Genomic DNA, 26,792 nt, shown 5'->3' with positions numbered 1-26,792 from the left:
CGCGCCCGTGTCTCAGGCCGTGATCCGCTCCGCTCGCGCGTCCTGCCGGTCCGCGCGCTCCCCGAGCAGTTCCGTCGGGACCCGGTGGGTCTCGCGGGCGGTGAGGGCGGCCAGGGCCGGCGGGACGCACAGCGCGGCCGTGAACAGGGCCACCGCCGACCAGTCGTCGCCGCCCGGACCGGCGATCCCGGCGGCGAAGGTGACCGCGAACCCGGCCACCGCGAAACCGGTCTGCGTGCCGACGGCCACGCCCGACAGCCGGACCCGGGTCGCGAACATCTCGCCGTAGAAGGCGGGCCACACCCCGTTCGCGGCGCTGTAGACCAGACCGAAGGCCACGATCCCGAGGACGAGGGTCAGCGGGCGGGAGCCGGTGGAGATCGCCCACAGATACCCGGCCATCGCGGCCGCGCTGCCCACCGCGCCGGCCAGGAACACCGGCCGGCGCCCGATCCGGTCCGACAGTGTGGCCCACAGCGGGATCGCGGCCAGCGCGGCGACGTTGGCCAGCGCGCCCACCCACAGCATGAACGTACGGGACATGCCGACCGCGTCGCTGGTGGCGTACGCCAGCGCCCACACCGTGAAGACCGTGCTGACCGAGGCGATCAGCGCGCCCGCGATCACCCGCAGCACGTCCGCCCAGTGCTCCCGCAGCAGCACCGCGAGCGGCAGCCGGACCACGCCCCCGCGCGCCGCCTGCCGGGCGAAGGCGGGGGTCTCGCGCAGCCGGCGCCGGATGACGTAGCCGGCCACCGCCACCGCCACGCTCAGCCAGAACGGCACCCGCCAGCCCCAGGACAGCAACTGGTCCTCCGGAAGCCGGGAGACGGGGATGAAGACGAGGGTGGCGATGAGCTGGCCGCCCTGGGTGCCGCTGAGTGTGAAGCTGGTGAAGAAGCCCCGCCGGTCCGGCGGCGCGTGCTCCAGGCTCATGGAAGTCGCGCTCGCCTGCTCGCCGGCCGCCGATATGCCCTGCAGCACCCGGCACAGCACCAGCAGCACCGGGGCGAGCGAGCCGGCCTGGGCGCGGGTGGGCAGACAGCCGATCAGGAAGGTCGACAGGCCCATGAGGAGCAGCGTGAACACCATGATCTTCTTGCGGCCGAGCCGGTCGCCGACGTGCCCGAGGACGAGCGCGCCCAGCGGCCGGGCGGCGTAGGCGACGCCGAAGGTGGCGAGCGACAGCAGGGTCGCGGTCGCCGGGTCGGAGGAGTCGAAGAACACCTTCGGGAAGATGAGGGCGGCGGCGCTGCCGTAGACGAAGAAGTCGTAGTACTCGAGGGCGCTGCCGATCCAGGCGGCCGTCGCCGCCTTCCAGGGCTGGCCGGGAGGGGCGTCGGCGGCGGGCGCTGGCGTGGGGACGGACACGGCGGTGCTCCTTCGGGGGAAACCCCACCCTACGGAAGGGCGCGGTGGGCGACGGGGGAGGGAGCGGGCGGAGGGCCGGATCTCGGCGGCTAATTAACCCACTGGATAGTTAGTGGCGGTTGGGTGGGATGTTGCGCGCGTGTTTCCCCGCTGTCAAGAGACCGTGCGGAAGTCCCTGTGGCGCGACGCGAGTCGGGCGTCAGCCGGCCGTGCGCTCCGCGGTGAGGTAGGCGATCACCATGTCGCCGAGCATGGTGCGGTAGTGCTCCCGCTGGGCGGGGTCCACCAGGTCCCGGCCGAACAGGGCGCCGAAGGTGTGCCGGTTGGCGACCCGGAAGAAGCAGAACGAGCTGATCATCGCGTGCAGGTCGACCGCGTCCACATCGGCCGTGAACAGCCCCGACTCCTGCCCCGCGGTGAGGATCCGGCGGATCACCTCCAGCGCCGGCGAGCCGATCCTGCCGAGTTTCTCGGAGGCCGCGATGTGCTCGGCGCCGTGGATGTTCTCGATGCTGACCAGGCGGATGAAGTCCGGGTGCCGCTCGTGGTGGTCGAAGGTCAGCTCCGCCAGCCGCCGGATCGCCGCGACCGGGTCCAGGTGCTCGACGTCCAGCTGCTGCTCGGCGTCCCGGATCACCCCGTACGCCCGCTCCAGCACGGCCGTGAACAGCTGCTCCTTGCCGCCGAAGTAGTAGTAGATCATCCGCTTGGTGGTGCGGGTGCGGGCCGCGATCTCGTCGACGCGGGCGCCGTCGTAGCCGGCCCGCGCGAACTCCTGCGTGGCCACGTCGATGATCTCGGCCTTGGTGCGGGCGGCGTCGCGCACCCGTCCCCCGGGTCGTACCGGTTCTTCGACGCTGGTCATCGCTGTCCTTCGGGCCGGGGAACGCCTGGCGGCGTGCGCTCGTGTGCGTGCCGGTGATTGTAGAAGCAGGCCGCCGGAGGACGCCGGGGTCTTCCGTGCGTGCCCGGGCGGCTGCTATAGCTAACGTACTGGTTCGTACATTAGCTCCGCCCCCGGGAGGGTCACGTGGCCAAGGACTCGTATCTCGTCGGGCTGATCGGGGCCGGGATCGGCCCCTCGCTCAGCCCCGCCCTGCACCAGCGGGAGGCGGACCGGCAAGGCCTGCGCTACCTCTACCGGCTCCTCGACCTCGACGTCCTCGGGCGGGCGCCGGAGGCGGTCGGCGACCTCGTCCGCGCGGCCCGCGACCTCGGTTACGACGGGCTGAACATCACCCACCCCTGCAAGCAGCTGGTCATCGACCACCTCGACGCGCTCGACCCGCGGGCCGAGGCGCTCGGCGCGGTCAACACCGTGGTCTTCGACGGCGGCCGCGCCGTCGGCCACAACACCGACGTGACGGGATTCGCCGCGGCCTTCGCCCGTGGTCTGCCCGACGCCCCGCTGGAGCGGGTCGTGCAGCTCGGCGCGGGCGGCGCGGGCGCGGCCGTGGCCCACGCCGTGCTGACCCTGGGCGCGGAGCGGGTCACGATCGTCGACGCCGCGCCCGAGCGGGCCGCCGCCCTCGCCGGTTCCCTGGTACGGCACGTGGGCCCCGGCCGGGCCGCGGCCGCGACGCTCGACCGGTTGCCCGAGCTGCTGGCCGAGGCCGGCGGCGCCGGGGGGCTCGTGCACGCCACACCGACCGGTATGGCCGCGCACCCCGGGCTGCCGCTGCCCGCCGGGCTGCTGCATCCCGGACTGTGGGTCGCCGAGGTGGTGTACCGGCCTTTGGAGACGGAACTGCTGAAGGCCGCCCGCGCGCGGGGCTGCGCCGTTCTGGGCGGCGGCGGGATGGCCGTGTTCCAGGCCGCGGACGCCTTCCGGCTGTTCACGGGGAGAGAGCCGGACAGCGGCCGGATGCTCGACGACTTCGAGGAACTGGTGGGCGTCGAGCGCACGGGGAGTGCCGTCGGATGACCAGGAACACAGGCACGACCGGGAGCACAGGCATGCACACGTCCATCGCCACCGTCTCGCTCAGCGGCACCCTCACCGAGAAGCTCGCCGCCGCCGCGCGGGCCGGGTTCGGCGGGGTGGAGATCTTCGAGAACGATCTCCTCGCCTGCCCGCTCGCACCCGAGGAGATCCGGGCCCGCTGCGCCGACCTCGGGCTGAGCATCGACCTCTACCAGCCGATGCGCGACATCGAGGGCGTCCCGGACGACGTCTTCGCCCGCAACCTGCGGCGCGCCCGGCACAAGTTCGAGCTGATGAACCGGCTCGGCGCCGACACCGTCCTGGTGTGCTCCAGCGTGTCGCCGGACGCCGTGGACGACGACGCACGGGCGGCCGGCCAGCTGGCCCGACTGGCCGATCTGGCGCAGGAGTCCGGGGTCCGGGTGGCGTACGAGGCGCTCGCCTGGGGACGGCACGTGAACACCTACGAGCACGCGTGGCGGATCGTCGAGGCCGCCGGGCATCCGGCGCTCGGCGTCTGCCTGGACAGCTTCCACATCCTCTCGCGCGGCTGCGACCCCAAGGGCATCGAGGACATCCCCGGCGAGAAGATCTTCTTCCTCCAGCTCGCCGACGCCCCGCTGCTCGCCATGGACGTCCTGCAGTGGAGCCGGCACTACCGCTGCTTCCCCGGCCAGGGCGGCTTCGACCTGGCCGGGCTGCTGCGGCACGTCCTCGCCGCCGGGTACGAAGGCCCGCTGTCCCTGGAGGTCTTCAACGACGTCTTCCGGCAGGCCGACGCCGGCCCCACCGCCGTCGACGCCCACCGCTCCCTGCTGCTCCTGCGCGAGGCCGCCGGCGCCGCCGAACTGCCGCCGCCCGTCGTGCCCACCGGGGTGGCCTTCGCCGAACTCCTCACCCCGGACGCCGAACCCGTCACCGCCCTGCTGGCCGCGCTCGGCTTCACCCGCGCCGCCCGCCACCGCGGCAAGCCCGTCGACCTGTGGCAGCGCGGCGAGGCCCGCGTCCTGGTCAGCACCGCCGCCGGCGCCCGCCGCGACGGCACCCGGCTCGCCGCGATCGGCCTCGAGTCACCGGACCCGGCCGCAGCGGCCCGCCGCGCGGAAGCCCTGCTCGCCCCCGTCCTGCCCCGCCGCCGCGCCCCCGGGGACGCCCCGCTGGAGGCCGTCGCCGCCCCCGACGGCACGGAACTGTTCTTCTGCGCCACCGGCCGCCCCGGACTCCCCGACTGGCGGGCCGACTTCGCCGACCTGACGGACACCCCCGCGGGCCCGGCCACCCGCACCCGCATCGACCACCTCGCGCTCACCCAGCCCTGGCACCACTTCGACGAGGCCGCCCTCTTCCACCGCAGCGTCCTCGGCCTCACCGCGCACGAGAGCGTCGACCTCGCCGACCCGTACGGCCTGATGCGCAGCCGCGCGGTCACCACCGCCGACGGCAGCGTCCGAATCGCCCTCGGCGTCGGCGCGGCGCCCACCGACGACACCGTGCACGCGGCGCACATCGCGCTCGCCACCGACGACGTGGTCGCCGCCGCCCGCGCGTTCCGCGCCGCGGGCGGCCGCCTGCTGCCGGTGCCGGCCAACTACCACGACGACCTCGCCGCCCGGTACGACCTCCCCGAAGCCGAGCTGGACGCCTACCGCGACCTGGGCATCCTCTACGACCGGGACCCCGGCGGCGCCTTCCGCCACTGCTACACCGAGACCGTCGGCCGGGTCTTCTTCGAACTCGTCCAGCGCGACCCCGGCTACCAGGGCTACGGCGCCGCGAACGCACCCGTGCGGCTGGCCGCCCAGCACGCGGGACGGCGCTGAAAAGAGACGCCGGACGACTGCGGCCCGGCCCACCGGAAGTGGACCGGGCCGCGACGACGGGCGGTTACGGCCGTCTGTTCCACTCGGCGATCACCGGGCGGCCGTGCTCGGTCGACAGCCGGCCGACCGTGCCGGTGGCCAGCTGGAAGAGCCGGCCCTCGGCGGGCGGCAGACCCAGCCGGCGGGCGGTGAGCACCCGCAGGAAGTGGGCGTGGGCGACGAGGACCACGTCCCCCTCCGCGAGCGCCGGGGACACGCGGGCCAGCACCCGGTCCGCGCGGGCGCCGATCTGCTCCGGTGACTCGCCGGGGTGGCCCTCGGGGCCGGGCGGCACGCCGTCGGTCCACAGGTCCCAGTCCGGCCGGGTGCGGTGGATCTCGGCGGTGGTGATGCCCTCGTAGCCGCCGTAGTCCCACTCGTGCAGGTCCGGATCGGGTACGACGCCGACGAGGCCCGCCAGTTCGGCGGTGCGCAGCGCGCGGCCCAGCGGACTGGACAGCGCCAGGGCGTAGGCCCGGCCGGTGAGGAGCGGGGCGAGGGACTTGGCCTGTTCCTCGCCGTGCCCGGTCAGGGGCAGGTCGGTGTAGCTGGTGTGCTGTCCCGACCTGCTCCACTCCGTCTCACCGTGGCGGACGAGAAAGAGGTCGCCCACGGCGGGTCAGTCCTTCTTCTCGACCGCGTGGCCGCCGAACTGGTTGCGCAGCGCGGCGACCATCTTCATCTGCGGCGAGTCGTCCTGCCGGGAGGCGAACCGGGCGAAGAGGGAGGCGGTGATCGCGGGCAGCGGGACGGCGTTGTCGATGGCCGCCTCGACCGTCCAGCGGCCCTCGCCGGAGTCCTCGGCGTAGCCGCGCAGCTTCTCCAGGTGCTCGTCCTCGTCGAGGGCGTTGACCGCGAGGTCGAGCAGCCAGGAGCGGATGACGGTGCCCTCCTGCCAGGAGCGGAAGACCTCGCGGACGTTCTCCACCGAGTGGACCTTCTCCAGCAGCTCCCAGCCCTCGGCGTACGCCTGCATCATGGCGTACTCGATGCCGTTGTGGACCATCTTGGAGAAGTGACCGGAGCCGACCCGGCCCGCGTGCACATAGCCGTACGGGCCCTCCGGCTTGAGCGCGTCGAAGATCGGCTGGAGCGGCTCCACGTGCTGCTTGTCGCCGCCGACCATCAGCGCGTAGCCGTTCTCCAGGCCCCACACACCGCCGGAGACACCGGCGTCGACGAAGCCGATGCCCTTGATGCCGAGCGCGGCGGCGTGCTTCTCGTCGTCCGTCCAGCGGGAGTTGCCGCCGTCGATCACCGTGTCGCCGGGCTCCAGCAGATCGCCCAGCTCGTCGATGACGGTCTGCGTGGCGGTGCCGGCCGGGACCATCACCCACACATGGCGCGGCGCCTCCAGCTTCTCCACCAGTTCGGCGAGGGACTTGACGTCGGAGACCTCGGGATTGCGGTCGTAGCCGATGACGTGGTGGCCGGCGCGGCGGATCCGCTCGCGCATGTTGCCGCCCATCTTGCCGAGACCGATGAGACCGAGCTGCATGATCAGTTCACTTCCTGAGCGTTCTTGAGGGTGCGGTAGGCGGCGACGAGGGCCGTGGTGGACGGGTCGAGACCGGGCACGTCCGCGCCTTCGGTGAGGGCCGGTTCGACCCGCTTGGCGAGGACCTTGCCGAGTTCCACACCCCACTGGTCGAAGGAGTCGATGTTCCACACCGCGCCCTGCACGAACACCTTGTGCTCGTAGAGGGCGATCAGCTGGCCGAGCACGGACGGGGTCAGCGAGCCGGCGAGGATCGTGGTGGTGGGGTGGTCGCCGCGGAAGGTGCGGTGGGCCACCTGCTCCTCGGGGACGCCCTCGGCGCGGACCTCCTCGGCGGTCTTGCCGAAGGCGAGGGCCTGGGTCTGGGCGAAGAAGTTCGCCATCAACAGGTCGTGCTGCGCCTTGAGTTCACCGCTCAGCTCGGCCACCGGCTCGGCGAAGCCGATGAAGTCCGCGGGGATCAGCTTGGTGCCCTGGTGGATCAACTGGTAGTAGGCGTGCTGCCCGTTGGTGCCCGGCGTGCCCCACACCACCGGACCCGTCTGCCACTGCACCGGCCGGCCGTCGCGCTGCACCGACTTGCCGTTGGACTCCATGTCCAGCTGCTGGAGGTAGGCGGTGAACTTCGACAGGTAGTGGCTGTACGGCAGCACGGCGTGCGACTGGGCGTCGTGGAAGTTGCCGTACCAGATGCCCAGCAGGCCCAGGATCAGCGGGGCGTTGGCCTCGGCGGGTGCGGTGCGGAAGTGGTCGTCCATCAGCCGGAAGCCGTCGAGCATCTCCCGGAAGCGGTCCGGGCCGATGGCGATCATCAGCGACAGGCCGATCGCGGAGTCGTACGAGTACCGGCCGCCGACCCAGTCCCAGAACTCGAACATGTTGTCCGGGTCGATGCCGAACTCGGTGACCTTCTCGGCGTTCGTGGACAGGGCCACGAAGTGCCGGGCGACGGCCTTCTCGTCGCCGTCGAAGGCGTCCAGCAGCCACGAGCGTGCCGAGGTCGCGTTGGTGATCGTCTCGATCGTGGTGAACGTCTTGGACGCGACGATGAACAGCGTCTCCGCGGGGTCCAGGCCGCGGGTGGCCTCGTGCAGGTCGGCGCCGTCCACGTTCGACACGAACCGGAAGGTCAGCTCGCGCGCGGTGTACGGGCGCAGCACCTCGTAGGCCATGGCGGGGCCGAGGTCGGAGCCGCCGATGCCGATGTTGACGACGTTCCTGATCCGCCTGCCGGTGTGCCCGGTCCACTCGCCGGAGCGGACCCGCTCGGCGAAGGCGGCCATCTTGTCGAGGACGGCGTGCACCTTCGGCACGACGTTCTCGCCGTCGACCTCGATCACCGCGTCCCTCGGAGCGCGCAGGGCGGTGTGCAGCACGGCCCGGTTCTCGGTGACGTTGATCCGCTCGCCGCGGAACATGGCGTCGCGCAGCGCGAACACGCCGGTGGCGGCGGCGAGTTCCCGGAGCAGGGCCAGGGTCTCGTCGGTGATCAGGTGCTTGCTGTAGTCGATGTACAGGTCGCCGACCCGTACGGCGTACCGCTCGGCGCGGCCGGGGTCCGCCGCGAACAGGTCGCGCAGGCGCGGCTTCCCCTTGGCGCGGTGGTCGGCGAGGGCCGTCCACTCGGGCCGGTCGGTGAGCTGGGGCAACTCGGACTGGGCCATCTCAGGCGTTCTCCTTGGCGGCCTCGCCCTTGAGGGCGATGGCGTACATCTCGTCGGCGTCGAGGCGGCGCAGCTCCTCGGCGATGAGTTCGGAGGTGGGGCGCACCTTCAGGGCGAGCGTGCGCGGCGGCTGGCCCGGCAGGGACAGCGTGGCGAGCGGCCCCTCGGGGCGGTCGATGACGACCTCGCCGTTCTCGGTGCCGAGGCGCACGGCAGTGACGAACGGTCCGGCGGACGGCACCCGGTCGACCGGGAGGCGGAGCCGGGCCTCGAGCCAGCGGGCGAGCAGCTCCGCGCTGGGGTTGTCGGCCTCGGCCTCCACGGCTGCCGACATCACCTTCTCGCGGGCCTGGTCCAGGGCGGCGGCCAGCATCGACCGCCACAGGGTGAGCCGGGTCCAGGCGAGGTCGGTGTCGCCGGGCGCGTAGTTGCGCACCCGGGTCTGCAGGACCTCCAGCGGCCGGTCGACGGCGTACAGATCGGTGATCCTGCGCTGCGCGAGGGCGCCGAGCGGGTCCTTGGACGGGGCGTCGGGCGCCTCCACCGGCCACCACACGACCACCGGGGCGTCCGGCAGCAGCAGCGGCAGCACGACCGAGTCGGCGTGGTCGGACACCTCGCCGTAGGTGCGCAGCACGACCGTCTCTCCGGTGCCCGCCTCGGAGCCGACCCGGACCTCGGCGTCCAGCCGGGAGTGGGTGCGGTCGCGCAGGGTGCGGGCGTGCCGCTTGATGACGACCAGGGTGCGCGAGGGGTGCTCGCGCGAGGCGTCCTCGGCGGCCTTGATCGAGTCGTAGGCGTTCTCCTCGTCCGTGACGATGACCATCGTCAGGACCATGCCCACGGCGGGGGTGCCGATGGCGCGGCGGCCCTGCACCAGCGCCTTGTTGATCTTGCTTGCCGTGGTGTCGGTCAGGTCGATCTTCATGGCCTGCGCCAGCTCCGTCCGTCTCGTGCGAGCATCTCGTCCGCTTCCTTCGGTCCCCAGCTGCCCGACGCGTACTGCGCCGGCCTGCCGTGCGCCGCCCAGTACTCCTCGATCGGGTCGAGGATCTTCCAGGACTCTTCCACTTCCTGGTGACGGGGGAACAGATTCGCGTCGCCCAGCAGCACGTCCAGGATGAGCCGCTCGTACGCCTCCGGGCTGGACTCGGTGAACGACTCGCCGTAGGCGAAGTCCATGGACACGTCCCGGATCTCCATAGAGGTACCCGGGACCTTGGAGCCGAAGCGGACGGTCATGCCCTCGTCGGGCTGGACGCGGATCACGATCGCGTTCTGGCCCAGCTCCTCGGTCGCCGTGGAGTCGAAGGGGGAGTGCGGGGCCCGCTTGAAGACCACCGCGATCTCGGTGACCCGGCGGCCCAGCCGCTTGCCGGTGCGCAGATAGAACGGCACGCCCGCCCAGCGGCGGTTGTCGATGCCGAGCTTGACCGCCGCGTACGTGTCGGTCTTCGACTGCGGGTCGATGCCCTCCTCCTGGAGGTAGCCGACGACCTTCTCGCCGCCCTGCCAGCCTTCCGCGTACTGGCCGCGCACGGTGCTGCGGCCCAGGTCCCTGGGCAGCCGCACCGACTTCAGCACCTTCAGCTTCTCGGTGAGCAGCGCCTCCGCGTCGAACGCGATGGGCTCCTCCATGGCGGTCAGCGCCATCAGCTGCAGCAGGTGGTTCTGGATGACGTCGCGGGCGGCGCCGATGCCGTCGTAGTAGCCGGCCCGGCCGCCGATGCCGATGTCCTCGGCCATGGTGATCTGCACGTGGTCGACGTACGACCGGTTCCAGATCGGCTCGTACATCTGGTTGGCGAAGCGCAGCGCCAGGATGTTCTGGACCGTCTCCTTGCCGAGGTAGTGGTCGATGCGGAACACCTGGTCCGGCTCGAACACCTCGTGCACGATCGCGTTCAGCTCGCGGGCGCTGGCCAGGTCGTGGCCGAACGGCTTCTCGATGACCGCGCGCCGCCAGGAACCCTGGGGCGGGCTCGCCAGGCCGTGCTTCTTCAGCTGCTGGACGACCTTCGGGAAGAACTTCGGCGGCACCGACAGGTAGAACGCGAAGTTGCCGCCGGTGCCGCGGGAGGCGTCCAGCTCCTGCACGGCGTCCTTGAGCTGCTTGAACGCGGTGTCGTCGTCGAAGTCGCCGGGGATGAACCGCATGCCCTCGGCGAGCTGCTGCCACACCTCCTCGCGGAACGGGGTGCGGGCGTGCTCCTTCACGGCGTCGTGCACGAGCTGCGCGAAGTCCTGGTCCTCCCACTCGCGGCGGGCGAAGCCGACCAGGGAGAAGCCCGGCGGCAGCAGACCCCGGTTGGCGAGGTCGTACACGGCCGGCATCAGCTTCTTGCGGGACAGGTCGCCGGTCACGCCGAAGATGACCAGGCCGGACGGGCCGGCGATGCGCGGCAGCCGGCGGTCGCGGGTGTCCCGCAGCGGGTTCTCCCAGTCGGCGGCCGGGACCACCGGGATGCGCACCTCGGGTGCGTCGGCGGCGGGTGCGTTGTCGGTCATCGGGCGTCAACTCCCTTGCTCGTCAGGGACTTCGCTACGGCGTCCAGCAGCTCCTGCCAGGCGGCCTCGAACTTGGCGACGCCCTCGTCCTCCAGCTGCCGGACGACCTCGTCGTAGGAGATGCCGAGCCGTTCGACGGCGGCCAGGTCGGCGCGGGCCTGCGCGTAGCCGCCGGTCACCGTGTCGCCGGTGATCTCGCCGTGGTCGGCGACGGCGTTCAGCGTGGCCTCCGGCATGGTGTTCACCGTGCCCGGCGCGACCAGCTCGTCCACATACAGAGTGTCCTTGTAGGCGGGGTCCTTCACACCGGTGGACGCCCACAGCGGACGCTGCTTGTTGGCCTTCGCGCCGGCGAGCGCCAGCCAGCGGGCGGAGCCGAACACCTCCTCGTACGCCTCGTAGGCGAGCCGGGCGTTGGCGAGGGCCGCGCGGCCCTTGAGGGCGAGGGCCTCGTCGGTGCCGAGGGCGGTCAGCCGCTTGTCGATCTCGCTGTCCACGCGGGAGACGAAGAAGGACGCCACCGAGTGGATGCCGGCGAGGTCGATGCCGCGCTCGCGGGCCTTCTCCAGCCCGGCCAGGTAGGCGGCCATGACCTCGCGGTAGCGCTCCAGGGAGAAGATCAGGGTCACGTTGACGCTGATGCCGAGCCCGACGACCTCCGTGATCGCCGGCAGGCCGGCCCTGGTCGCCGGGATCTTGATCATCACGTTGGGGCGGTCGACCAGCCAGGCGAGCTGCTTGGCCTCGGCGACGGTGGCCGCCGTGTCGTGGGCGAGGCGCGGGTCGACCTCGATGGAGACCCGGCCGTCCCGGCCGCCGGTGGCGTCGTACACCTCGCGCAGGATGTCGGCGGCGTCGCGCACGTCGGCGGTCGTCATCATGCGCACCGCCTCGTCCACCGTCACCCCGCGCACGGCGAGGTCGGCGAGCTGCTCCTCGTAGCCCTCGCCGGAGCCGATGGCGGCCTGGAAGATCGAGGGGTTCGTCGTGACGCCGACGGCGCTGCCGCTCGCCACCAGCTCGGCGAGGCTGCCCGAGGTGATCCGCTTCCGCGACAGGTCGTCGAGCCAGATCGACACGCCCTCGTCGGCGAGGCGCTTGAGGGCTCCCGGGGTCGCGATTGCTTCGGTCACAGTGATCATTCTTCTTTCGGATCGGATTCGGGGCGAATCGGGCGTCGGTGTCAGGCGCGCGCCGCGGCGAGCGACTCGCGGGCCGCGGCGGCGACGTTCTCGGGGGTGAAGCCGAACTCGGCGAACAGGGTCTTGGCGTCGGCGGAGGCGCCGAAGTGCTCCAGGGAGACGATCCGGCCGGCGTCGCCGACGTACCGGTACCAGGTCAGAGCGATCCCGGCCTCCACGGCCACCCGGGCCTTCACGGCCGGCGGCAGCACCCGCTCGCGGTACTCGCGCGGCTGCTCCTCGAACCACTCCACGGACGGCATGGACACCACGCGCGTGCCGATGCCCTCGGCCTCCAGCAGCTCCCGCGCGGCCACGGCCAGCTGAACCTCGGATCCCGTCGCGATGACGATCACCTCCGGGACCTCGGTCGAGGACTCGCGCAGCACATAGCCGCCCTTGGCCGCGTCCTCGTTCGGCGCGTACACCGGCACGCCCTGGCGGGTGAGCGCGAGCCCGTGCGGGGCAGGGCGGGTGGCGTGCCTCTTCAGGATCTCGGCCCAGGCGACCGCGGTCTCGTTGGCGTCGGCCGGGCGGACGACGTTCAGGCCCGGGATGGCGCGCAGCGAGGCCAGGTGCTCCACCGGCTGGTGGGTGGGGCCGTCCTCGCCGAGGCCGACGGAGTCGTGCGTCCACACGTACGTCACCGGCAGCTGCATCAGCGCCGACATGCGCACCGCGTTGCGCATGTAGTCGGAGAACACCAGGAAGGTGCCGCCGTAGATCCGGGTGTTGCCGTGCAGGGCGATGCCGTTCATCTCCGCGGCCATGGAGAACTCGCGGATGCCGAAGTGGACGGTACGGCCGTACGGGTCGGCCTCGGGCAGCGGGTTGCCCTCCGGCAGGAAGGAGCTGGTCTTGTCGATGGTGGTGTTGTTGGAGCCGGCGAGGTCGGCGGAGCCGCCCCACAGCTCGGGGAGCACCGGGCCGAGCGCCTGCAGCACCTTGCCGGAGGCGGCGCGGGTGGCGACGGACCTGCCCTCCTCGAAGACGGGGATGCTCTGTTCCCAGCCCTCGGGCAGCTCGCCCTTGGCGACCCGGTCGAAGAGGGCGGCGCGCTCGGGGTTGGCGGTGCGCCACTCGGCGATCCGCTTGTCCCAGGCGGCGTGCGCCTCGGCGCCCCGGTCCAGGGCCCGCCGGGTGTGGTCGAGGACGTCGTTCTCGACCTGGAAGGTCTGCCCGGAGTCGAAGCCGAGCAGCCGCTTGGTGGCGGCGATCTCCTCCTCGCCGAGCGCCGAGCCGTGGGAGGCCTCGGTGTTCCGCGCGTTCGGGGCGGGCCAGGCGATGATCGTGCGCATCGCGATGATCGACGGGCGCTCGGTCTCGGCCTGCGCGGCCTTCAGCGCGGCGTACAGGGCGGGCACGTCGATGTCGCCGTCGGCGGTGGGCTCGACGCGCTGCGTGTGCCAGCCGTAGGCCTCGTACCGCTTCAGGACGTCCTCGGAGAAGGCGGTCGCGGTGTCGCCCTCGATGGAGATGTGGTTGTCGTCGTAGAGGAAGACGAGGTTGCCGAGCCTCTGGTGGCCGGCGAGCGAGGAGGCCTCGGCGGAGACGCCCTCCTCCAGGTCGCCGTCGGAGACGATCGCCCAGACGGTGTGGTCGAAGGGGGAGGTGCCGGCGGGGGCCTCGGGGTCGAACAGGCCGCGCTCGTAGCGGGCCGCCATCGCCATGCCGACGGCGTTGGCGACGCCCTGCCCGAGCGGACCGGTGGTGGTCTCGACGCCGGCCGTGTGCCCGTACTCAGGGTGGCCCGGGGTCTTGGACCCGTGCGTGCGGAACGCCTTCAGGTCGTCCAGCTCCAGCTCGTACCCGGCGAGGAACAGCTGCGTGTACAGGGTCAGCGAGGTGTGACCCGGGGACAGGACGAAACGATCCCGGCCGGTCCACTCGGGGTCCGCGGGATCGTGACGCATCACCTTCTGAAAGATCGTGTACGCGGCAGGCGCCAGGCTCATCGCCGTGCCCGGGTGGCCGTTGCCCACCTTCTGCACCGCGTCGGCCGCCAGGAGACGGGCGGTGTCCACGGCACGCCGGTCGAGGTCGGTCCACTCGAAGCCATCGGATGTGTGCGTGGTCATCTTCAAGAAGTCCTCGTTCCGTGCGGAAGTGCTGGCCTGACGCCTTCAAACTTAAAAGTCTGACTTTTTCGAAGAAAGGGCGGGGTGTGTCAGCCTGTGGTGAATCTGGGACAGTGATCGCGGGACAGGGACGGCGTAAAGAGGACATGGCTGACAGAACGCCCCACGGCGAGGGCGCGCACGCGGGCGGTGAGGGCATCGAGACCTTCCCCTTCCCGACCGACCGGTCCGTCGCAGGCGTCGGCATGCAGATCGGCCCCATGGGCGCGGGCCGCACCTGGCACGCCGACGCCCCCCTGCACCGCGTCCACCGCATCGACTTCCACATCGTCATGCTGTTCAGCGACGGTCCCGTACGGCACATGATCGACTTCGCCGAGTACGAGGCCGGCGCCGGCGACCTGCTGTGGATCCGCCCCGGACAGGTCCACCGCTTCTCCCGGGAGGCCGTGTACCGCGGAACCGTCCTGACCATGCAGCCCGGCTTCCTGCCCCGCGCCACCGTCGAGGCCACCGGCCTGTACCGCTACGACCTGCCGCCCCTGCTGCACCCCGACCCGGACCGGCTCGCCGCGCTCCGGGCGGCCCTCGACCAGCTGCGCCGCGAGTACGAGGACACCACGACGCTCCCGCTCAGCCTGCACACCGCCGTGCTGAGACACACGCTCACCGCGGCCCTGCTGCGCCTCGCCCACCTCGCGGCCAGCTCCGCCGAGGGCGGCCGGCCGCAGACGGACAGCACCTTCACCCGCTTCCGGGACGCCGTCGAGCACGGCTTCGCCACCAACCACAGCGTCAGCGCCTACGCCGACGCGCTCGGCTACTCCCGGCGCACCCTGGTGCGCGCCGTGCGCGCCGCCACCGGCGAGACGCCCAAGGGGTTCATCGACAAACGCGTCGTCCTGGAGGCCAAACGCCTCCTCGCCCACACCGACATGCCGATCGGCCGCGTCGGCGCGGCCGTGGGCTTCCCCGACGCGGCGAACTTCACCAAGTTCTTCCACCTGCACACCGGGCAGACACCGGTGGCCTTCCGCGCCGACATGAGATGACGGCCGGTGACCGGAGCGCGCCCCGGTCACCGGCCGAACGGGCCGGTCAGTGCCCGAAGTCGAACCAGTTGACGTTCACGAAGTCCGCCGGCTGGCCGCTGCTGAAGGTGAGATAGACATCGTGGGTGCCGGTCACCGAGCTGATGTTGGCCGGGACCGTCTTCCAGGACTGCCAGCCCCCGGTGTTGCCGACGGCGAAGCTGCCGATGGGAGCGTTGCTCCGGCTGTCCAGGCGCACCTCGACCAGTCCGCTCACGCCGTCGGCCGCGCCGCTCGCCACCCGGGCGTAGAACTGCCTGGCCGCCGTGGAGCCGAAGTTGACGCCCTTGTACAGCGCCCAGTCGCCGTTCGCGACGTACCCGATGTCCTGGCCGCCGCCCGTGTCCGTGGTCGCCTCGGTGCTGACGCCGGACTGGCTGTCGTAGGACTCGGCCTGAATGGCGCTGTAGGCGTCGCGGTTGCCGCTCGGCGGGGGAGTGGTGCCGCCGCCGCTGCCCGAGGACTGCAGCACCTGGACGTAGTCGACGACCATCGGGTGGCCGGACTCCGTGGCGCCGGTCGGGCCGCCGCCGAACGCGCCGGGGAAGCCGCCGCCCATCGCCACGTCGAGGATCACGAAGAAGCCGTGGTTCGTGGCGTTCGCCCAGGTGGTGGCGTCCATCTGGTTCGCCGTGACCGTCTGGTAGTTGACGCCGTCGACGTAGAAGCGGATCGCCTCCGGGCTCACCGAGCGGTCCCACTCCATGGTGTAGGTGTGGAAGCCCGACTGGCAGGTGGTGTTCGGGCAGGCGGTGGAGTTGCCGAGGCCGGTGGTCTCGTTGCAGGGGCCGCCCGGGTTGGTGCCGCAGTGCATCGTGGCCCAGGTCTTGTTCAGGCCGTTGACGTTCTCCATGATGTCGAGTTCGCCGACGCTCGGCCAGTTCTGGTAGTTGCCGCGGAACGGCGCGCCCAGCATCCAGAACGCGGGCCAGTAGCCGGCGGCAGCGTTCCCGGTGACGTTGGGCATCTGGATCCGCGCCTCCACCCGCAGCCTGCCGCCGGCCGGGGGCTGGAAGTCGGTGCGGGTGGTCTCGATCCGGCCGGAGGTCCAGTTCCCGGATGCGTCGCGGCGCGGGGTGATGAGCAGGTTGCCGTTGCCGTCCAGGGCGACGTTGTTCGTGCTGGAGGTCATCGACTCGACCTCGCCGGTGCCCCAGTTCGCGGCCCCGCCCGGGTACGAGGTCCCGGTGTCGTACTGCCAGTTCGACGTGTTGACGCCGGAGCCCGCCGAGCCGTTGAAGTCGTCCAGGAAGACCTGGGACCAGCCGGAGGGAGGCGCGGGGGCGGTGGCGTTCGCGGGCGCGGTGGCGGCCGTGGCGACGGCCGCGGCCAGGCCCAGCGTGGCGACGACGGCGACGAGCGCGCGCCGCAGCGGGCGCGGTCTGGGTATGCCGGAGGATGCGCTCATGGGGAGGCCTCTCGGGTACGGAGTGTGCGGGGGGTCTTGAGGAGCGCTCCCGCGGTCGTTTCTGAGAGCGCTCTCAAGGTGCCGCCAATGTGCTCCCCGCCCTCGCGGTCGTCAAGCCTTGAAACAAAGAAAGTCCCACCCCTGTGCGGGAGTTCAGGGGGTGAAGCCGCCCGTACCGGCGCAGAGCGCGCCGCCCGCCGTCCCGCCGGTGCCTTCCGTGGGGGCCGCGCCGCTCAGCCTCCGCGCCGCTCCGGCCGCCAGCCCAGGGCCCGGGAGATCCCGCGTGCCGCCAGCCGTACCGCCGGGGTCAGCGCCGGCACCTGGGCGGTCGCCCGGGGCACCACCACCGACACCGCCGCGACCACGTCACCGTCGGCTCCGCGCACCGCCGCCGCCACCGACAGCGCGTCCTCGGTGACCTGCCGCTCGCTCACCGCCACGCCGGACCGGCGCACTTCGGCGAGGGTACGGCGCAGCCGCACCGGATCGGTGATCGTGTACGGCGTGAACGCGGCCAGCGGCCCGGCGCAGTACTCCTCCTGCAGCTCCGGCCCGGCGTGGGCGAGCAGGACCAGCCCGACGCCGGTGGCGTGCAGCGGCCAGCGTCCGCCGACCCGGATGTGCACGCCCACCGCCGAACGCGCCGACAGCCACTCGATGTAGACGACCTCCGTGCCGTCCCGCACCGCCAGCTGCACGTTCTCGTGCGTCGCCTCGTACAGATCCTCCAGGTACGGCAGCGCCAGCTGTCTCAGGCCCAGGCCGCGCGGCGCGAGCGCGGCCACCTCCCACAGCCGCAGCCCCACGTGGTACACCCCGGACGCGTCGCGCTCCAGCGCGCCCCACGCGGTCAGGGCGCCGGCCAGCCGGTGCGCGGTGGTCAGGCTCAGCCCGGCCCGGCGGCTGATGCCGGTGAGGGAGAGGGCGGGGTGCTCGTGGTCGAACGCGGCGAGCACGGCCAGCAGACGGTCGGCAGCGGACCGCTCGCTCACCCGCACCTCGCCCAGTCGCCGTACGTCCTCGCCGGATCGTAGCCCACCGCCGCCCCCGCGGCGACGGGCCGCCGCGCCGGGCTCCGGTCGGCGGTGCCGGCGGGGCAGGGGGAGCGCCCCGGACGTCCAGGGTGCGCGGGATCATGTGATCCTCCGCGGGAGTGCTCGATACTCGGGGAGACGCGGTGATCGTGGCGGCAGGGAAGGTACGGGCGTGAAGCTGACGATTCTGGGCGGTGGCGGCTTCCGCGTCCCGCTCGTGTACGGGGCGCTGCTGACGGACCGCGCCGAGGGCCGGGTCACCCGGGTCGTGCTGCACGACCTGGACGCGGGCCGGCTCTCCGCCGTGACCCGCGTCCTGGCCGAGCAGGCCGCGGGGGCGCCCGGCGCGCCCGAGGTGACCGCCACCACCGACCTCGACGAGGCCCTGCGCGGCGCCGACTTCGTCTTCTCCGCGATCCGCGTCGGCGGCCTCGAGGGCCGGGCGGCGGACGAGCGCGTGGCCCTGGCCGAGGGCGTGCTCGGCCAGGAGACGGTCGGCGCGGGCGGCATCGCCTACGGCCTGCGCACGGTGCCGGTCGCCGTCGGCATCGCCCGGCGGGTGGCCCGGCTCGCCCCCGACGCCTGGGTCATCAACTTCACCAACCCCGCGGGCCTGGTCACCGAGGCCATGTCCCGCCACCTCGGCGACCGCGTCATCGGCATCTGCGACTCACCGGTCGGCCTCGGCCGCCGTATCGCCCGGGTGCTCGGCGCGGACCCGAAGGAGGCGTGGATCGACTACGTCGGCCTCAACCACCTCGGCTGGGTGCGCGGACTGCGCGTCGCCGGGCGCGACGAACTCCCGCGCCTGCTCGCCGACCCGGGCCTGCTCGGCTCCTTCGAGGAGGGCAGGCTGTTCGGGCCGGAGTGGCTGCGGTCGCTCGGCGCGATCCCCAACGAGTATCTGCACTACTACTACTTCAACCGCGAGACCGTCCGCGCCTACCGGCGGGCCGAGAAGACCCGCGGCGCCTTCCTGCGCGACCAGCAGGCGCGGTTCTACGAACAGGCCGCGCGGTCGGAGGGGTCCGCCCTCGCGCTGTGGGAACGCACCCGCGCCGAGCGGGAGGCGACCTACATGGCCGAGAACCGCGAGACCGCGGGCGCCGGCGAACGGGAGGCCGACGACCTGTCCGGCGGCTACGAGAAGGTCGCCCTCGCCCTGATGCGGGCCATCGCGCGGGACGAGCGCGCGACCCTGATCCTCAACGTCCGCAACCGCGGCACCCTGTCCGTCCTCGACGCCGAGGCGGTGATCGAGGTCCCGTGCCTGGTCGACGCCAACGGCGCGCACCCGGTCGCGGTCGACCCGCTGCCCGGCCACGCCACCGGCCTGGTCTGCGCCGTCAAGGCGGTCGAGCGCGAGGTGCTCGCCGCCGCCGACTCCGGCGACCGCGCGGCGGCCGTGCGGGCGTTCGCCCTGCATCCGCTGGTCGACTCGGTGAACGTGGCCCGCAGGCTGGTCGACGGCTACACGGCGGCCCACCCCCAGCTCGCCTACCTGAAGTGACCGGTACGGGCCCCGGCGAGCGCGCCGGGACGGCCGGCCCTCGTGGGACCGGCCGCCGGTTCGGTGGGGTCAGCCGGTGAACCCGGCCGTGATGGAGGTGAACTGCCAGGTGTTCTGGCTGATGCCGGAGCAGTTGCTCACCACGCCGCCGCCCGCGCACGGCCGGTCGCGGTTGACCGCCCAGAAGGCGAGCCGCGCGATGTGGCGGGAGTTCGCCCAGTCCCGGATCTGGGTCCAGATCGCCGGGGTGGTCGTCTCCTGCTGGTCGGACAGGCCGTTCATGCCTGAGATGCCGATGTGGGCGTAGGCGGTCGCGTCGTCCCAGCCGAAGGTCGACCTCAGCTTGTTCTTCAGGCCCTCCGCCGCGTTCACGGTGTTGCCGTACATGTCCGAGCCGCCGCCGAAGTCGAACGGCATGATGGTGAACACGTCGATGTTCGCGCCGAGCGACTGCGCCTGCTCGATGAGCCGGTTGCCGTAGTACGTCGGGCCCGTGGTGGAGGTGCCGAAGGTGACGATGGTCTTCAGGCCGGGGTTGTTCGCCTTGACCGTCTTCAGCGCGGTGAGGATCTTCGCCTGGACGGCCTCGTTCTCGAACTCGTCCGTGTTCTCGATGTCCATGTCGACCGCCTTCAGGCCGTAGGCGTCGATCACCTTCTGGATCGCGCCGGCCAGCGCGGCGGCCGAGGAGCAGTTGGCGCCGAGCTTGCTGCCCTGCCAGCCGCCGAAGGACGGCACGACGTCCCCGCCGGCGGAGCGGATCGCGTTGATCGCGCTCTGGTCGGCGCCGCCGGTGAGCGGCCGGCTGCCGTCCCAGGCCGGGGTGCAGCCGCCGGAGTCCAGCACGAACGCCATCGTGAACCACTTGATGCCGGTCGCGCTCATCACCGTCGTCGGGCTCGGCGGATCGCCCCAGCCCTCGTACAGATACGGCGCGGCCTGCTTGAACCCGGTGCCGCCACCGCCGCCCGCGTTCGTGGTCACGGAGACGGCGTTGGAGGCGGCCGAGACGTTCCCGGCCGCGTCGTGCGCCTTCACCGTGAAGGTGTACGACGTGCTGGGCGAGAGCCCGCTGACCGTGGCGGACGTGCCGGAGACGGTCAGCACCTGGTTCGAGCCGCTGTAGATGTCGTAACCGGTCACGCCCACGTTGTCCGTGGCGGCGTTCCACGACAGCGAGACGCTGGACGACGTCTTGCCGGTGGAGGTCAGGCCCGTCGGCGCGGTCGGCGCCTGCGTGTCCCCGCCGCCCCCGCCGCCCGGGCCGTCCAGGCTGATGTCGTCGGCCCAGTAGGTGCCCTGGGCGTACCAGCCGTGGACATAGACGGTGGCGCTGGTCTGCGAGGCGCCGGTGGTGAAGGAGACGCTCAACTGGCTGTACGCCGTCGGCGAGGTCGTCCAGGTCGAGGCGCCGCCGTTCACGCCCAGGTAGACGTAACTGCCGCGGACCCAGCCGCTGAGGGTGTAGGTCGTGTTCGGCTGCACGGCGACCGTCTGGCTGCACTGCGCGTTGTCGCTGTCGGTCACGGCGCCCTGGAGCGCCTTGGCGCCGCCGTGCACGGGGGAGGAGACGACCGAGCCGAGGTTGCCGGTGCAGGTCCAGGGGGAGAGGCCGCCGGACTCGAAGCCGGGGTTGGTGAGGACGTTGGCCGCCTGAGCGGTGCCCGGGAGGGCGACGGCCCCGCCGACGGCGAGGGCGGCGGCACCGAGCAGGGCGAGAAGCCGGCGTCTGTGACGCCCGAGTGGATTGCGCACGCGATCTCCCTGTGGGGAAAAGGGTGTTCGGGAGTGCACGGGAGTGTGCGGAGGTGCGCTGAAGAATTTGGTATGGACCAATGCGGCTGTCAAGGGGGCCCGCGCCTCAAGAGGCGCGGGCTGTAGGGGACATGCCGCTCCGCCGCGGGTGCGGCCGGCCACACCGGAACCGGGCCGGCGGGCGGTCTAGAGCGGCAGGACCTGGGCCGTTTCGGGTGCCGGAGCGGGCGCGGGCACCTTCGGCAGCAGCACGTCGGCCGACTCCGCCCTCTGCTGCGGAAGCGCCGCAGGCACGGGCAGCAGCGACCGCGGCCCGGCCACCACTGTGTAGTCCTGCCCCAGGAACGGCGGCTCGAGGACCCCGGGGTCCTCGCCCAGCGCCAACTGCACCGCCGCCCACGGCGCGTTCACCCCGCACAGCGACAGCTGGTGCAGCCCCCCGGCGGGCCGGGTGTTGACGTCCATCAGCACGGGCCGGTCGCCGAACATCCGGAACTGGACGTTGGACAGATGGTGCAGCCCGAAGCCCTCCGCGATCAGCCGGGCCGGTTCCAGCCACCGCTCGTCCAGCGTGAAGCCCCTGCGGCGCCCGTTCTTGGTGCGGCCCACCGCGAGCCGCAGCCGGTTGTCCGTCCCGGTCAGGCAGTCCACGGACACCTCGGGCTGGTCCAGGCGCGGCATCACCAGCCAGTCCACCGGCTCCCCGGACCGCCGCAGCGCCTCGACGACCAGGTCGAGCTGGACGTACGGGCCCGGGAACCCCTCGAGATGGGCCAGCGAGAACGGCGCGCGGGTGATCACGCGGAATCCGACCCCGCCCGCGCCGGCGGCCGGCTTGAAGCACGCCCTGTGCCCGCCGGCCTCCAACTCCTCGACCGCGGCGAGGAGTTCGTCGGCGGTGCGGACCCGCCACCACGGCGGCACCGGCACCCCCACCGAGCGGACCGCCTCGTACGCGGTCGCCTTGTCCTCGAAGACGGCCACCGCCTCGGGCGTCGGCGCCAGCAGTGCCGTACCGGCCGCCGCGAACTCCGCGCGGTGCGCCACGATCGCCGCCTGGTGCAGCCGCGGCACGAACACGTCGATGCCGCGCCGGGCGCACTGGTCGAGGGCGTACTCGACGTACGCGGCCGGGGACAGCCCGTCCGGCTCCAGGTCGGCGGTGTCGGCGGCGGCCAGGACCGGGGAGTCCGGGTCGGCGTGCGTGGCGTGGATCTCCACCGCGCGGTCGCTGGGATTTCTGCGCAGCTGATCCATGAAGAACACGTTCTCCGCGTACGTGCGGTTGAGCCAGACGCGTACGCGAGAGAGCATGCAGGCCGCCTTTCATGGTGTGCGGGCAGGGCGCAGCGGCCCGGGCCCGGGCAGGAGGAAGGAAGGGACACCGAAGCACCCCTGCGAAAAGGGGGATTGGGGTGATGGTGTCGAGGCGATCATACGGCTTTCAAGAGCCCTCGCGTGCAACGCGGACGTTACGGATTTCCGGCGCCCGTCCAGGAGGCGCGCCGGGGTCCGTACGGCCGCTGCGCGCCCCGTGCCGCGGGCCGCCGGCGCGGCGGCCGGGGAGCGTCTTGTCCGGTCTGCGGAAATGTGTTCTCGTGGTCCCGGCAGAGGATGATCGGAAGGGGAGCCGGGTGACGTCTGCGGCCGGGGCCGGACAACTGCTGGCCATCAGCGACCTGCACATCGGCTATCCGGAGAACCGCGCCCTGGTCGAGGACATGCGGCCCGAGAGCGACGAGGACTGGCTGATCGTGGCCGGCGACGTCGCCGAGACGGTCGCCGACATCCGCTGGACCCTGGAGAAGCTCGCGGGCCGGTTCCGAAAGGTGCTGTGGGCGCCCGGCAACCACGAGCTGTGGACCCATCCGAAGGATCCGGTCACCCTGCGCGGCGTCGCCCGCTACGAGCACCTGGTCGGACTCTGCCGCGAGCTGGGCGTCGTCACCCCCGAGGACCCCTACCCCGTGTGGCAGGGGCCCGGCGGCCCGGTCGCCGTGGCCCCGCTGTTCCTGCTGTACGACTACTCGTTCCTGCCGCCCGGCTGCGCCACCAAGGCCGAGGGGCTGGCCTACGCCGAGGGCACCGGCGTCGTCTGCAACGACGAGTACCTGCTGCACCCCGATCCCTATCCGACCCGTGACGCCTGGTGCCGGGCGCGGGTCGCCGAGACCGAGCGCAGGCTCGCCGAGCTGCCCGCCGGCCTGCCGGTCGTACCGGTCAACCACTATCCGCTGCACCGGCACCCCACCGAGGTGCTGTGGTACCCCGAGTTCGCCATGTGGTGCGGCACCCTGCTGACCGCCGACTGGCACCGGCGGTTCCCGGTCGCGGCGATGGTCTACGGCCATCTGCACATCCCGCGCACCACCTGGCACGACGGAGTCCGCTTCGAGGAGGTCTCCGTCGGCTATCCCCGCGAATGGCGCAAGCGCCCGGAGCCGCCGGGCCGGCTGCGCCGCATCCTGCCGACGGAGGTCGAAGCCGGTGATCGAGGAGCTGCTCCCGGAGTCGGTCGTGGCCGTGGAGGCGCACCGTGACGACCCGCTGTGGGACGCCGGGTTGCACCCCGGGGAGGCAGCGCTCGTCGAGCGCGCGGTGGCCAAGCGCCGCCGCGAGTTCGCCGCCGTGCGCGGCTGCGCCCGGCGCGCCATGGAGAAGCTCGGCGTGCCGGCGCAGTCCGTCCTGCGCGGCGAACGGGGCGCACCGCGCTGGCCGGCCGGCCTGATCGGCAGCATGACCCACTGCGACGGCTACTGCGCCGCCGCCCTGGCCCGCGCCGGCGACCTGGCCTCCCTCGGCATCGACGCCGAGCCGCACGAGCCGCTCCCCGACGACGCGGGCCACATCGTCCTGCCCGCCGAGGCCGGGCGGATCGCCCGGCTGCGCGAGCGGCAGCCCGGCGTGCACTGGGAGCGGATCCTGTTCAGCGCCAAGGAGTCCGTCTACAAGGCGTGGTTCCCGCTGACCGGCGCCTGGCTGGACTTCTCCGAGGCCGACATCACCCTCCACGCGGCCCCCGGCGGCCGGCCGCACGGCACCCTGCGCGCCGAACTCCTCGTCCCCGGGCCCCAGGTCGGCGGCCGCCGGCTGCAGGCCTTCGAGGGCCGGTGGGCCGCACGCGACGGCCTGGCCCTCACCGCGGTGGCCGTCCCGCACTCCTGAGGCACGGTGGCGGCCGTCCGCACCGGCGCGGTCAGTCCGGCGGGCACCAGTCGCGCAGCAGGCGGAAGAACTCCTCCTCGTTGCCCGCGAGGCCCGCGTGCGCCAGGGCGCGCTCCGCCTCGGCCAGCACGGCCGGCGGCACGAGGGCGGGCCGGCCGCCGTCCGGCGGCCCGTCGAAGGCGGCGCGCACCGTGTGCAGCAGCCGAAGGTAGGCCTGCACGGCGGTGCGCTCACGGTCGGTCAGTACGGCGGTGGGCATCGGTCGGCTCTCCCCGAGTAGGCATCACGGTCGCGCGCCCTGCGGCGCACTCTCCAGCTTGCCGCCCACCACTGACAACGCCCCCCGGCTCCGCTCCGGTTCGCCCGCTCGGCGCAGCCCGAAGCCTGTCACCGGGGTCCGGAAGGGAGCCCGGGCGCGGGGGCACACCGTGCGGTGCGTGACCGTGTACCGGCCCCGGACTCCGGCGCCGTACGGCCGTCCGGATCAGCCCTGCGGCCCCGGATAGCCCAGCGACGCCTCGATGCGCCCGGCCACGTCGTCGCGCTGCACCGGGCCGCGCAGGGCCGAACCAGCGAGCCACGTACGGCACTTGCTGGCCAGAAGCAGACCGAACGTCTCGGCCTGCCGCTCCTCGGTCAGGTCGAACCGGGTCCGCGCCGCGACCCGCTGCACGGTGGCCTGCAGCGCCTCCTGGTCGGTGTCGTCGTGCAGCAGCCGCGTGGCGACCCCCACGCCGTCGACGTGGTGGCCGCGGTGGTCGGCCTGCATGTGCCACAGCTCATGGCCGAGAATCACCAACTGGTGGTCGGGCGCGGTGCGTTCCTCCACGACCACGAGGTCCCGGTCGGTCAGGTCGAGCCACAGCCCGCTCGCCGTGCCCGGCGGGAAGGCGGCCGCACGGAAGTGCACCGGGCGGCCCCGGCGGCGGCTCATCGCCGCGCACAGCGCGCCGTACAGCTCGCCCGGTGGCGCGGGCGCGGGCAGCCGTACCCCGCCCACCAGTTCGTTGCACAGCCGGCGCATGTCCCTGCCGATGCCCACAGTCCTCCCCCGGCTCACGACTCGGGCCGCTTGACGCTCTCCAGCAGCATGTCGAGCCACTCCGCGACCTTGTCCCGGTGCTGGTCGGTGGGCAACTGCGCGGCCCGCCACGCTATGCCCCGCACCCCGTGGTCCTGCAGCAGCCGCTCCAGCGCGTCCTCCTCGGCCCCGGCCGCGGCCCGCTCCCGGTCGGCGAGCTTGGTCAGCAGCTCCTGCTCGGTGCGCTGCAGCGCGCCCGCCAGCGCCTCGGGGTCCTCCGCGGTGAGGAAGCCGGCGTGCACCTTGAAGAAGCGCTGCAGCGCGTCGCAGTGCTCCATGGTGGGCCGCCGGTCGCCGTTGATGAGCGCGCCGGCCTGCTGCCGCGACATGCCCGCGCCGTCGGCGATCTCCTGCTGGGTGTACTTGCGGCCGTTCGGTTTCAGACGGGTGCGTCGCAGCAGGCCCAGGCGCTGCAGAAAACGCGCCTGGACGTCCGGCTCACCGGCGGGCCGGCCGGCGAGCAGGGCCTTGACCACCGGCTCCGGGACGCCGCAGGCGAAGGAGAGCCGCCCGACGTCGAAGACCTCGGCATGCGGCACGCCGAGCCGGTCGGCGAGCGCGGTGACGCGGGCGACGACGGCCGGCAGCTGGGCGGTCGCCGTGGCGCCCGGATCCTCGTAGCCATCCGTCACCGACAGAACTCCTACGTCTCTCAAGGGCTTCCGATGTGTCCGTGTTGCTGAGCCGGTGCTTCTCACGAGCGATCGCCGTGAACTTCCCGGAGAGTAGCGGGTGCCTCGAACTCACATCCAGGTGTCGCCACAACTGTGGCGAATTTCAGCCTTCAACGGCCGCGAAATGCCACGATAGTTGACACGGTCTTGCCGGGGGCCGCAGGATCGCAGGGCCGCGTGAAGGCCGCAGAGGCAAGAGGGGTGACCTCCCGATGGCACATCAGGCAGGAGGGCAGCGGCCGGCACCGCGGCCCGTCCCCGAGACCTGCGAGACCCAGGCGTACCTCCAGGACTACGCCGTCCTGCTGGAGTCCCTCGCCTGCCCGTCCGTGGTCGTCGACCACCGCTGGGACGTCGTCATGGCCAACGGCGCCTTCGAGACGCTCTTCCGCGGGGTGCGCCGGCACGTGACGGCCATGCCCCAGGACAACCTCCTGCGGTTCGTCCTGTTCCATCCGGACGCGGGCGACGTGCTCGGCGAGCACGAGCAGGGCTGGTGCCTGCCGATGCTGGCCCACCTCAGGGCCGCCCTGGAGACGTACGGCCACGACCACGAACTCCAGGCGATCCGCCGCGACCTCGCCCAGGACCCGCTCCTGGAGGCCGCCTACCGGCAGGGCCTGCCGCACTGGATCCGCGCCGTCGGCGAGAGCGCGGCCCGGCTCGACGGTGCCGTGCGGCTGCTGCGCCACCCCGACCCGCGCCGCGGCCCCACCGAGTGCCGCGTCGTCGAGGAGACGCCCCATGTGCTGCGGGACCTCGGCTACCGGCGGCTGACGCTGGTCCTGCGCGAGGGCCGCCGGCCCGCCGCGCCGGTGCGCCGCCCACGCCGCCCGCGCGGCCCGGGCGCCCACCTCACGATCGTCCCGGCCCCCGAGAACTGATCCGGCACCGCCGGCGTTCAGGTCGCCGGCGGCGCCGGGTCGAAGGACGAGCGCTCCCGAGGGGCGCGGGGGGGCGCAGGGACCCGCGATCGTCCCCCATCGGGCCC

23 protein-coding genes are annotated in these 26,792 nt (G+C 72.7%); 7 read left to right on the top strand and 16 right to left on the bottom strand.

Translation table 11 applies throughout. The features are described 5' to 3' along the window. Positions 1-12: 12 nt before the first annotated feature. Together OG956_RS05235 and OG956_RS05230 are read right to left on the bottom strand one after the other, a co-directional pair. Positions 13-1,371: an MFS transporter gene (locus OG956_RS05235; RefSeq protein ID WP_330336759.1), complete on the bottom strand. Its 1,359-nt coding sequence runs from the start codon at positions 1,369-1,371 to the stop codon at positions 13-15. 199 nt (positions 1,372-1,570) lie between these two features. After that, positions 1,571-2,236: a TetR/AcrR family transcriptional regulator gene (locus OG956_RS05230; RefSeq protein ID WP_330336758.1), complete on the bottom strand. Its 666-nt coding sequence runs from the start codon at positions 2,234-2,236 to the stop codon at positions 1,571-1,573. 165 nt (positions 2,237-2,401) lie between these two features. Between OG956_RS05230 and OG956_RS05225 the strand changes: the two genes are divergently transcribed. Then, positions 2,402-3,295 (top strand): shikimate dehydrogenase, encoded by an 894-nt coding sequence (locus OG956_RS05225; protein WP_330336757.1) that lies wholly within the window; start codon positions 2,402-2,404, stop codon positions 3,293-3,295. 32 nt (positions 3,296-3,327) lie between these two features. Continuing rightward, entirely contained in the window at positions 3,328-5,115 is a 1,788-nt protein-coding gene (locus OG956_RS05220) for a bifunctional sugar phosphate isomerase/epimerase/4-hydroxyphenylpyruvate dioxygenase family protein (protein WP_330336756.1), read from the top strand. A 64-nt stretch (positions 5,116-5,179) separates the two neighbouring features. On the opposite strand, the gene OG956_RS05215 is transcribed toward OG956_RS05220, so the two are convergent. From OG956_RS05215 to tkt, 7 genes are read right to left on the bottom strand one after another with little or no spacing between them, the layout of a single operon-like run. Beyond that, positions 5,180-5,767 carry a histidine phosphatase family protein gene (locus tag OG956_RS05215; protein ID WP_330336755.1) on the bottom strand — a complete coding sequence of 196 codons (588 nt, stop codon included), beginning with the start codon at positions 5,765-5,767 and terminating at the stop codon, positions 5,180-5,182. 6 nt (positions 5,768-5,773) lie between these two features. Continuing rightward, a complete protein-coding gene (gnd, locus tag OG956_RS05210; protein ID WP_330336754.1) occupies positions 5,774-6,652 on the bottom strand; it encodes a phosphogluconate dehydrogenase (NAD(+)-dependent, decarboxylating) in 879 nt (292 codons plus the stop codon). Positions 6,653-6,654: 2 nt separating this feature from the next. Continuing rightward, positions 6,655-8,316 carry a glucose-6-phosphate isomerase gene (gene pgi / locus OG956_RS05205; RefSeq protein WP_330336753.1) on the bottom strand — a complete coding sequence of 554 codons (1,662 nt, stop codon included), beginning with the start codon at positions 8,314-8,316 and terminating at the stop codon, positions 6,655-6,657. 1 nt (position 8,317) lies between these two features. Continuing rightward, positions 8,318-9,244 (bottom strand): glucose-6-phosphate dehydrogenase assembly protein OpcA, encoded by a 927-nt coding sequence (gene opcA / locus OG956_RS05200; RefSeq protein ID WP_330336752.1) that lies wholly within the window; start codon positions 9,242-9,244, stop codon positions 8,318-8,320. Further along, the gene (gene zwf / locus OG956_RS05195; protein WP_330336751.1) at positions 9,241-10,824 is read right to left on the bottom strand and encodes a glucose-6-phosphate dehydrogenase; all 1,584 of its coding nucleotides are present in this window, start codon (positions 10,822-10,824) and stop codon (positions 9,241-9,243) included. Before zwf ends, opcA begins: the two co-directional genes overlap by 4 nt. Continuing rightward, positions 10,821-11,966, bottom strand: a complete 1,146-nt coding sequence (gene tal / locus OG956_RS05190; RefSeq protein WP_330336750.1) for a transaldolase — start codon at positions 11,964-11,966, stop codon at positions 10,821-10,823. The genes zwf and tal overlap by 4 nt, the downstream gene beginning before the upstream one ends. Positions 11,967-12,007: 41 nt before the next feature. Next, positions 12,008-14,083, bottom strand: a complete 2,076-nt coding sequence (gene tkt, locus OG956_RS05185) for a transketolase (RefSeq protein WP_330336749.1) — start codon at positions 14,081-14,083, stop codon at positions 12,008-12,010. A 146-nt stretch (positions 14,084-14,229) separates the two neighbouring features. Between tkt and OG956_RS05180 the strand changes: the two genes are divergently transcribed. Next, on the top strand, positions 14,230-15,135 hold the full coding sequence (locus tag OG956_RS05180) for a helix-turn-helix transcriptional regulator (protein ID WP_330336748.1): 906 nt from the start codon (positions 14,230-14,232) through the stop codon (positions 15,133-15,135). 46 nt (positions 15,136-15,181) lie between these two features. Here OG956_RS05180 and OG956_RS05175 read toward each other — a convergent pair whose 3' ends face one another. Continuing rightward, the gene (locus OG956_RS05175) at positions 15,182-16,582 is read right to left on the bottom strand and encodes a glycoside hydrolase family 16 protein (protein ID WP_330336747.1); all 1,401 of its coding nucleotides are present in this window, start codon (positions 16,580-16,582) and stop codon (positions 15,182-15,184) included. A gap of 233 nt (positions 16,583-16,815) precedes the next feature. Then, entirely contained in the window at positions 16,816-17,574 is a 759-nt protein-coding gene (locus OG956_RS05170) for an IclR family transcriptional regulator (RefSeq protein WP_330336746.1), read from the bottom strand. Between the two features lie 214 nt (positions 17,575-17,788). Here OG956_RS05170 and OG956_RS05165 point away from each other — a divergent pair, with 214 nt between their 5' ends. After that, on the top strand, positions 17,789-19,126 hold the full coding sequence (locus tag OG956_RS05165; protein ID WP_330336745.1) for a 6-phospho-beta-glucosidase: 1,338 nt from the start codon (positions 17,789-17,791) through the stop codon (positions 19,124-19,126). A gap of 69 nt (positions 19,127-19,195) precedes the next feature. Here OG956_RS05165 and OG956_RS05160 read toward each other — a convergent pair whose 3' ends face one another. After that, positions 19,196-20,881 carry a carbohydrate binding domain-containing protein gene (locus tag OG956_RS05160; RefSeq protein ID WP_330336744.1) on the bottom strand — a complete coding sequence of 562 codons (1,686 nt, stop codon included), beginning with the start codon at positions 20,879-20,881 and terminating at the stop codon, positions 19,196-19,198. A gap of 186 nt (positions 20,882-21,067) precedes the next feature. Beyond that, positions 21,068-22,195 carry an ATP-grasp domain-containing protein gene (locus tag OG956_RS05155; RefSeq protein ID WP_330336743.1) on the bottom strand — a complete coding sequence of 376 codons (1,128 nt, stop codon included), beginning with the start codon at positions 22,193-22,195 and terminating at the stop codon, positions 21,068-21,070. 320 nt (positions 22,196-22,515) lie between these two features. Between OG956_RS05155 and OG956_RS05150 the strand changes: the two genes are divergently transcribed. Both OG956_RS05150 and OG956_RS05145 read left to right on the top strand, forming a co-directional pair. Beyond that, positions 22,516-23,421 (top strand): metallophosphoesterase family protein, encoded by a 906-nt coding sequence (locus OG956_RS05150; RefSeq protein WP_330336742.1) that lies wholly within the window; start codon positions 22,516-22,518, stop codon positions 23,419-23,421. After that, positions 23,369-24,046 carry a 4'-phosphopantetheinyl transferase family protein gene (locus OG956_RS05145; RefSeq protein WP_330336741.1) on the top strand — a complete coding sequence of 226 codons (678 nt, stop codon included), beginning with the start codon at positions 23,369-23,371 and terminating at the stop codon, positions 24,044-24,046. Before OG956_RS05150 ends, OG956_RS05145 begins: the two co-directional genes overlap by 53 nt. A 31-nt stretch (positions 24,047-24,077) precedes the next feature. On the opposite strand, the gene OG956_RS05140 is transcribed toward OG956_RS05145, so the two are convergent. From OG956_RS05140 to OG956_RS05130, 3 genes are all read right to left on the bottom strand, one after another. Beyond that, complete coding sequence (locus tag OG956_RS05140) at positions 24,078-24,305, bottom strand: hypothetical protein (protein WP_330336740.1); 228 nt, start codon at positions 24,303-24,305, stop codon at positions 24,078-24,080. A gap of 225 nt (positions 24,306-24,530) precedes the next feature. Beyond that, the gene (locus OG956_RS05135; protein ID WP_330342740.1) at positions 24,531-25,070 is read right to left on the bottom strand and encodes a toxin-antitoxin system, toxin component; all 540 of its coding nucleotides are present in this window, start codon (positions 25,068-25,070) and stop codon (positions 24,531-24,533) included. A 32-nt stretch (positions 25,071-25,102) separates the two neighbouring features. Then, positions 25,103-25,759 carry a helix-turn-helix domain-containing protein gene (locus OG956_RS05130; RefSeq protein WP_330336739.1) on the bottom strand — a complete coding sequence of 219 codons (657 nt, stop codon included), beginning with the start codon at positions 25,757-25,759 and terminating at the stop codon, positions 25,103-25,105. Positions 25,760-26,013: 254 nt separating this feature from the next. Here OG956_RS05130 and OG956_RS05125 point away from each other — a divergent pair, with 254 nt between their 5' ends. Next, a complete protein-coding gene (locus OG956_RS05125; RefSeq protein WP_330336738.1) occupies positions 26,014-26,685 on the top strand; it encodes an MmyB family transcriptional regulator in 672 nt (223 codons plus the stop codon). Positions 26,686-26,792 lie beyond the last annotated feature (107 nt).

This window comes from Streptomyces sp. NBC_00557, assembly GCF_036345995.1.
In the GTDB taxonomy this organism is placed as follows: domain Bacteria; phylum Actinomycetota; class Actinomycetes; order Streptomycetales; family Streptomycetaceae; genus Streptomyces.
This window is presented reverse-complemented; position numbering and strand designations above follow the sequence as displayed.